This is a genomic window from Veillonella dispar (assembly GCF_937975875.1).
In the GTDB taxonomy this organism is placed as follows: domain Bacteria; phylum Bacillota; class Negativicutes; order Veillonellales; family Veillonellaceae; genus Veillonella; species Veillonella dispar_B.
Window position 1 is genome coordinate 1 of record NZ_CALJSP010000167.1, and the last position, 6,211, is coordinate 6,211.

Genomic DNA, 6,211 nt, shown 5'->3' on the forward strand with positions numbered 1-6,211 from the left:
AAGGCACAAGCTGAAGCTGAAGCAAAAGCTAAAGCTGAGGCTGAGGCAAAAGCTAAAGCCGAAGCTGAAGCAGCTGCTAAAGCTCAAGCTGAGGCAGAAGCTAAAGCTAAAGCTAAAGCCGAAGCTGCCGCTAAAGCTCAAGCGGAAGCAGAAGCTAAGGCTAAAGCTCAAGCTGAGGCAGAGGCAAAAGCTAAGGCTGATGCAGAAGCTACTAAAGCTCAAGAAAGCAAATTACCTCAATCTTATGTAGATGCACGAAACGAAGCTTCCACAAAAGGTTCTGCTGTAACAGAAGAGAAAAATATTCTATCTCAACCAATAGAACCACCATTGCAAGCTGATTCTTCTGCAAAAATTAGCCTTGCCTTCGATGCCAAAAATTATGAATCCATGTCTACTACAGTAGATAATAAGGAAATCAAATATCGTGCCTTCGAATATATCCCTTACGTGGCTAATCCAATCGATATTGATCAACAGTACATGAATATCTATGTACCAGAAGAATACTTTAATAATGGCACTGTAAATGGTTACAATACGCAAACAGCCCCTATCTTCATGCCAAATGCGGTAGGTGGTTACATGCCAAGCCAAGCTATGACACCTAAAGTTGAGAATGGCAAACCTAACAGTGTTCTCTACGCATTATCTCGTGGTTATGTAGTAGCTTCCCCAGCTACACGTGGTCGTACAAACAAAGCATCCGATGGCAACTTCATCGGTAAAGCTCCAGCTGTAATCGTTGACTTACAAGCTGCCACAGCATACTTACATGCTAACGACTCCACAATGCCAGGTAATGCAAACCGCATTATCACAAATGGTACAAGTGCTGGCGGTGCCGTATCCTTGTTACAAGGTGCTGCTGGTAATAACTCCGACTTCCAACCATATTTACAAGCATTAGGTGCTGCTACAGCAGCTACCAATGTATATGCAGTTTCTGCCTATGCACCTATTACAAATCTTGATGCGGCTGATATGGCATATGAATGGAGCTATAAAGGTATTACATCTTTCAATAAAGTAACAATGGGCCAAGGTGAATTGCCTCAGGCCAATGTAGGTGGTAACACAGCACCTCCACAACGCACAATGCAACGTGTAAACTTAAATGCTGATGACGTAGCATACTCCAACTTACTTAGTGAACACTTCCCTGAATATGTAAATAATTTACAATTGCGTGATGCTATGGGTCGTGTATTGAAACTAGATAAGAATGGCAATGGTACTTTCAAAAATTATGTGAAAGCTTTCATCATTGATGCAGCTAACAAAGCACAAGCTAAAGGTACTGATTTATCTAAACATACATACCTTGTACGAGATGGCAAAACAGGTGCAATCAAAGACATTAACTGGGAAGCTTACAACCAATTTGTGAGCCGATCTAAAGCACCAGGTGCATTCGACTCCCGTTCTAATGACTCTGGCGAAAATAATCTATTTGGTACAAGTACTACAGATAATAATCACTTTACAATTACTGCTGCATTACACGATACCACACCTAACCAAGATGTATACGTAGAAAATGCTAAAATCGTTACTATGATGAACCCAATGAACTATCTCGGTTCTCCAGCAGCAACAAATGCGCGCTACTATCATATCCGCTATGGTACAGCTGACAGTAATACATCCGTTGCTATTCCATTGATCGTAGGTGCACGTGCTCAAAACCTTGGGTACAACGTAGATATGGCAACACCATTTGGTGTAGATCATTCTGGCGATTACGATTTAGATGAATTATTCAACTGGATGGACAATATCGTTAAAAACGGTAGATAATCACAATTAAATACATACCATAACAAGAAAGGAGCTACCTAGTAGCTCCTTTTTCTTATAGAAAATTATAAGTAAACAAGAAAAAGCCCCTCTAACGAGGGGCTTCGTTATATGAGGAAAGCAAATTATCTACTTTCACCAATCATATGCTATTACACTTCAGGGAATAAAGCTGTAGACAAGTAGCGTTCGCCTGTATCAGGAAGAATTACTACAATGTTTTTACCTTTATTTTCAGGGCGTTTAGCCAATTCTTGAGCAGCCCAAAGAGCAGCACCGGAGGAGATACCAACTAGGATACCTTCTGTATGACCAAATGCTTGAGATGTAGCAAATGCATCATCATTAGTCACTTGAATTACTTCATCATAGATGGAAGTATCTAAAGTATCTGGAATAAAGCCAGCGCCTAAGCCTTGGATTTTATGAGGGCCTGGTTTACCATTGGACAATACTGGGGAATCAGTTGGTTCAACAGCTACAACTTTTACGCCAGGGTTTTGTTCTTTTAAATAACGACCTGCACCAGTCAAAGTACCACCTGTACCAACACCAGCTACATAGATGTCTACTGCGCCATCAGTATCTTGCCAGATTTCAGGACCAGTTGTTTTGTAATGAATTGCTGGGTTTGCTTGGTTTACGAATTGGCCTGCTTCGATTGCACCAGCAGTTGCTGTTACGATTTCTTTAGCTTTTGCAATGGCACCTTTCATACCAAGAGAGCCATCAGTCAATACAAGTTGAGCACCATAGCCGAGCATCAATTTACGACGTTCGATGGACATTGTTTCTGGCATTACGATAACTACTTTATAGCCAAGAGCAGCACCAACAGCGGACAAACCGATACCAGTATTACCAGATGTAGCTTCTACGATTGTACCACCTGGTTGTAATTCACCAGATTCAACAGCTGCTTGAATGATAGCAGCCGCAATACGGTCTTTTACAGAGCCACCTGGATTGAAGTATTCTAATTTAGCCAAGATGTTAGCTTCTGCACCGTATTTTTTACCAAAACGTGTAGCTGCCAATAAAGGTGTTTTACCAATTAATTCAACGAAAGATTTTGCAATATTAGACATAATAGTTACTCCTTATTAAATAGAACCATCCCAATTGTCATATTTTGTATCAAGCTTAGCGTAAGTTCCATCAATTACATCTTGAAGGGTTACGTTTTCTAAATAATCATGAATATAGTTTTGCAATCCTGCCCAGAAACCAACAGTACGTTCGTTGATTACTGTATCAGTACTCACCCCTTCATCAAGAGTAGAAATGATAGCCATGGACTCTTCCGTGGCGAGCAAAATTTCAATAATAGTATACTCTTTAGGGCTTTTAGATAAGCGATAGCCTCCGTATTTGCCACGAATACTATCCACTAGGTTAGCGGCACCCAAACGAGCCACAATCCCCTCAAGGTATTTCTCAGATATACCTTGTCGTTCTGCAACGGATCGCAAGGAAACCGGTTTCTCTTGACCCTGCTCTGCTAAATCGATGAGAACCATCAATGCATAGCGACCTTTTGTGGAAATCCTCATATATCTTGCCTCTCTTTGTAAAAGTTAGTGCTAACACACCCCATGCTATAAAGCACTTATCCTACTTTATTTATAAAACCTTGTGTATCACTAGGAATTAATTTCATTATAGACTACTAAATTCAAAAATGCAAGAACTTATTTCCTACTTTCATAAAGGGATATTAAAAAACCTTCAAGATATAAGGTTTATACGATATTTTACTTTATTTCTAGCAAAGCTTTTTCTATTCTATTACCTCTAAATAGATTAAAATCAATACACAATACTAAGTATATAAAAAAATAGGTATATAACACAAAAGGACCAGCCCGAAGGCCAGTCCTTTTGCGTATAGTTTGTAGTTTGTTATATGAGGTTTACCATGATGAATTGGAGAGGGTTCATCTGGTATTGGGACTTACCGTATCGTCAGGAAAACGATGCGCGCCCGTTTTGTCATTTGAGGAGTTGTCTAGATTATTCTAGCGTTTTAGGTTAGTTTCTAAATTAGATTTTACCTACGAGATCAAGACCTGGTTTCAATGTGTCTTTACCTGGTTTCCAACGTGCAGGGCACACTTGGTCACCATGTTTTGCTACGAATTGAGCCGCTTGTACTTTACGAACCAATTCTTCAGCAGAACGGCCGATACCCATGTCATGGATTTCAGCTGTACGAACGAAACCTTCAGGATCTACTACGAATGTACCACGGTAAGCCATAGCGGATTCTTCTTGGAATACATCGAAGAAATCAGCTAATTCATGTTTTTTATCAGCTAACATGTAGTACTCGATTTTATTAATGCTTGGAGAAGCATCGGACCATGCTTTGTGAACAAATTCAGAGTCACAAGATACGGAGTAAACTTCGCAACCTAGTTCTTTCAACTCTGCATAGGAGTTTTGTACGTCTTCTAATTCTGTAGGGCAAACGAATGTGAAGTCTGCTGGATAGAATACGAAGATGGACCATTTGCCCAATACATCTGCAGTACTAACTTTTACTAATTCAGGTTTTTTGAAAGCATCTAGAGTAAATTCAGGAAGTTTTTTACCAATAATAGACATGTTATGTCCTCCTTACTTGAGTTCTAATGTAACAGTTATATATTATCGGTGTACTTATCACCAAATCTATATCTATCTTTGTCTATATAATAACAAATATCATTCAAGATTGCAAGTGTTATTTTTAAATTTATCGATATATTTTTCTAACTTTTTTCGATATAAATAAAAAAAGAAGAAAGATGCTCATTTCTGAGCATCTTTCTTCTTTTGACGTACTACAACCGACTTACTACTCACCGTAGAATGATCAAAGGCGATTAAGCCTGCTATATTAGCGAGCCCACGTCGCGCCATATGTCCTGTTGTAGACTGTTCTTTACCGGATTTACCATATACGAACTGCTCTAATTTAAGTGCAGCTAATATAAAGATACCTATAATGGATAAAATGGATCCCATTTCTATTCTCTATTTTTTAAGTTCTAAAATTGCGTCTACGAAGCCACGGAATAGTGGATGCGCATTATTCGGACGAGATTTAAGTTCTGGATGAGCTTGTGTACCAATAAAGAATGGATGGTTCTTCACTTCGATACTTTCAACTAAACGACCATCTGGAGATGTACCAGAGATAACAAGTCCCGCATCAGTCAATTGTTGACGATATTCATTGTTAAACTCATAGCGATGACGATGACGTTCATAAATCAAATCTTCGCCATAGGCTTCATGAGTTTTTGTACCTGCTTCTACTTTACAAGGATAAATACCAAGACGCATTGTACCGCCTTTTTTATCTACATCAACTTGATCACTCATCAAGTCGATTACTTTGTATTTAGCATTTTCGTCGAATTCGCTAGATGTAGCACCTTCCATGCCACATACGTTACGAGCAAATTCCATTACTGCAGATTGCATGCCAAGGCATAGACCGAGATATGGAATATTATTTTCACGAGCATATTGAATTGTGCGGATTTTACCTTCTACACCACGGGAACCAAATCCACCAGGTACGATGATACCTTCAACACCATCAAATACCTCTTTAGGATCTACAGATGTATCATCAAGTTCTTCGGAGTCAATCCAACGAATATTTACTTTAGTACCCGTGGCAATACCAGCATGATCTAATGCTTCAACTACGGATAAATACGCATCATGTAATGCTACATATTTACCAACGATAGCAACTGTAATATCTTTACTAGGGTTCAAGATTTTATGAACCATTTCTTTCCATTCAGCCATATCGCAAGGGCGTTCTTCAAGGCCTAATTTTTTGATAACAATATCATCAAGACCTTGATCTTGCATCATCAATGGCACTTCATAGATGGAGCTGCAAGTTTGGTTTTCAATAACTGCTTCTGGTTCTACGTCGCAGAACAAAGCAAGTTTTTCTTTCATTTCATCAGAAATGTGTTTTTCGCTGCGGCATACCAAAATATCTGGTTGAATACCAATGCTGCGCAATTCTTTTACGCTGTGTTGTGTAGGTTTAGTTTTCAACTCGCCTGCTGCATTGATGTAAGGTACCAATGTTACGTGAATGTAAAGTACATCATTACGGCCTACTTCTTTTTTCACTTGGCGGATAGCTTCCATAAATGGCAAGCTTTCAATATCACCTACAGTACCACCGATTTCAGTGATAACTACATCAGCATTATCCTCTTTACCTACGCGGTATACATTTTGTTTAATTTCATTTGTAATATGTGGAATCACTTGTACAGTGCTACCTAGGTAATCACCTTTGCGTTCTTTATTGATTACAGACCAATATACTTTACCAGCTGTAATATTAGAACGTTTGCTAAGGTTAATATCGATAAAGCGTTCATAATGCCCC

At 39.0% G+C, this 6,211-nt stretch carries 6 protein-coding genes; 1 reads left to right on the plus strand and 5 read right to left on the minus strand.

The genetic code is table 11. From position 1 onward, the window contains the following. Positions 1 to 1,800: subtype B tannase (locus tag Q7P05_RS08250; RefSeq protein WP_303931577.1), on the plus strand; the 1,800-nt coding region annotated here is incomplete at its 5' end. Between the two features lie 152 nt (positions 1,801 to 1,952). Here the strand turns inward: Q7P05_RS08250 and cysK are convergent. The 5 genes from cysK to Q7P05_RS08275 form a co-directional block, all read right to left on the minus strand. Further along, positions 1,953 to 2,888, minus strand: a complete 936-nt coding sequence (cysK, locus tag Q7P05_RS08255; RefSeq protein ID WP_303931578.1) for a cysteine synthase A — start codon at positions 2,886 to 2,888, stop codon at positions 1,953 to 1,955. Positions 2,889 to 2,903: 15 nt separating this feature from the next. After that, positions 2,904 to 3,353, minus strand: a complete 450-nt coding sequence (locus tag Q7P05_RS08260) for an Rrf2 family transcriptional regulator (RefSeq protein WP_295780391.1) — start codon at positions 3,351 to 3,353, stop codon at positions 2,904 to 2,906. Between the two features lie 490 nt (positions 3,354 to 3,843). Beyond that, positions 3,844 to 4,407: an alkyl hydroperoxide reductase subunit C gene (gene ahpC / locus Q7P05_RS08265; protein ID WP_105089763.1), complete on the minus strand. Its 564-nt coding sequence runs from the start codon at positions 4,405 to 4,407 to the stop codon at positions 3,844 to 3,846. Positions 4,408 to 4,593: 186 nt separating this feature from the next. Beyond that, positions 4,594 to 4,809, minus strand: coding sequence for a hypothetical protein (locus Q7P05_RS08270; RefSeq protein WP_105089764.1), 216 nt, complete (start codon positions 4,807 to 4,809; stop codon positions 4,594 to 4,596). A gap of 9 nt (positions 4,810 to 4,818) precedes the next feature. Next, positions 4,819 to 6,211: CTP synthase (locus Q7P05_RS08275; protein ID WP_303931582.1), on the minus strand; the 1,393-nt coding region annotated here is incomplete at its 5' end.

Bases quoted from the DNA above. Each gene is read 5' to 3' on its own strand.
- cysK (WP_303931578.1), bottom strand. From the start codon at position 2,888: ATGTCTAATATTGCAAAATCTTTCGTTGAATTAATTGGTAAAACACCT.
- Q7P05_RS08270 (WP_105089764.1), bottom strand. From the start codon at position 4,809: ATGGGATCCATTTTATCCATTATAGGTATCTTTATATTAGCTGCACTT.
- ahpC (WP_105089763.1), bottom strand. From the start codon at position 4,407: ATGTCTATTATTGGTAAAAAACTTCCTGAATTTACTCTAGATGCTTTC.
- Q7P05_RS08260 (WP_295780391.1), bottom strand. From the start codon at position 3,353: ATGAGGATTTCCACAAAAGGTCGCTATGCATTGATGGTTCTCATCGAT.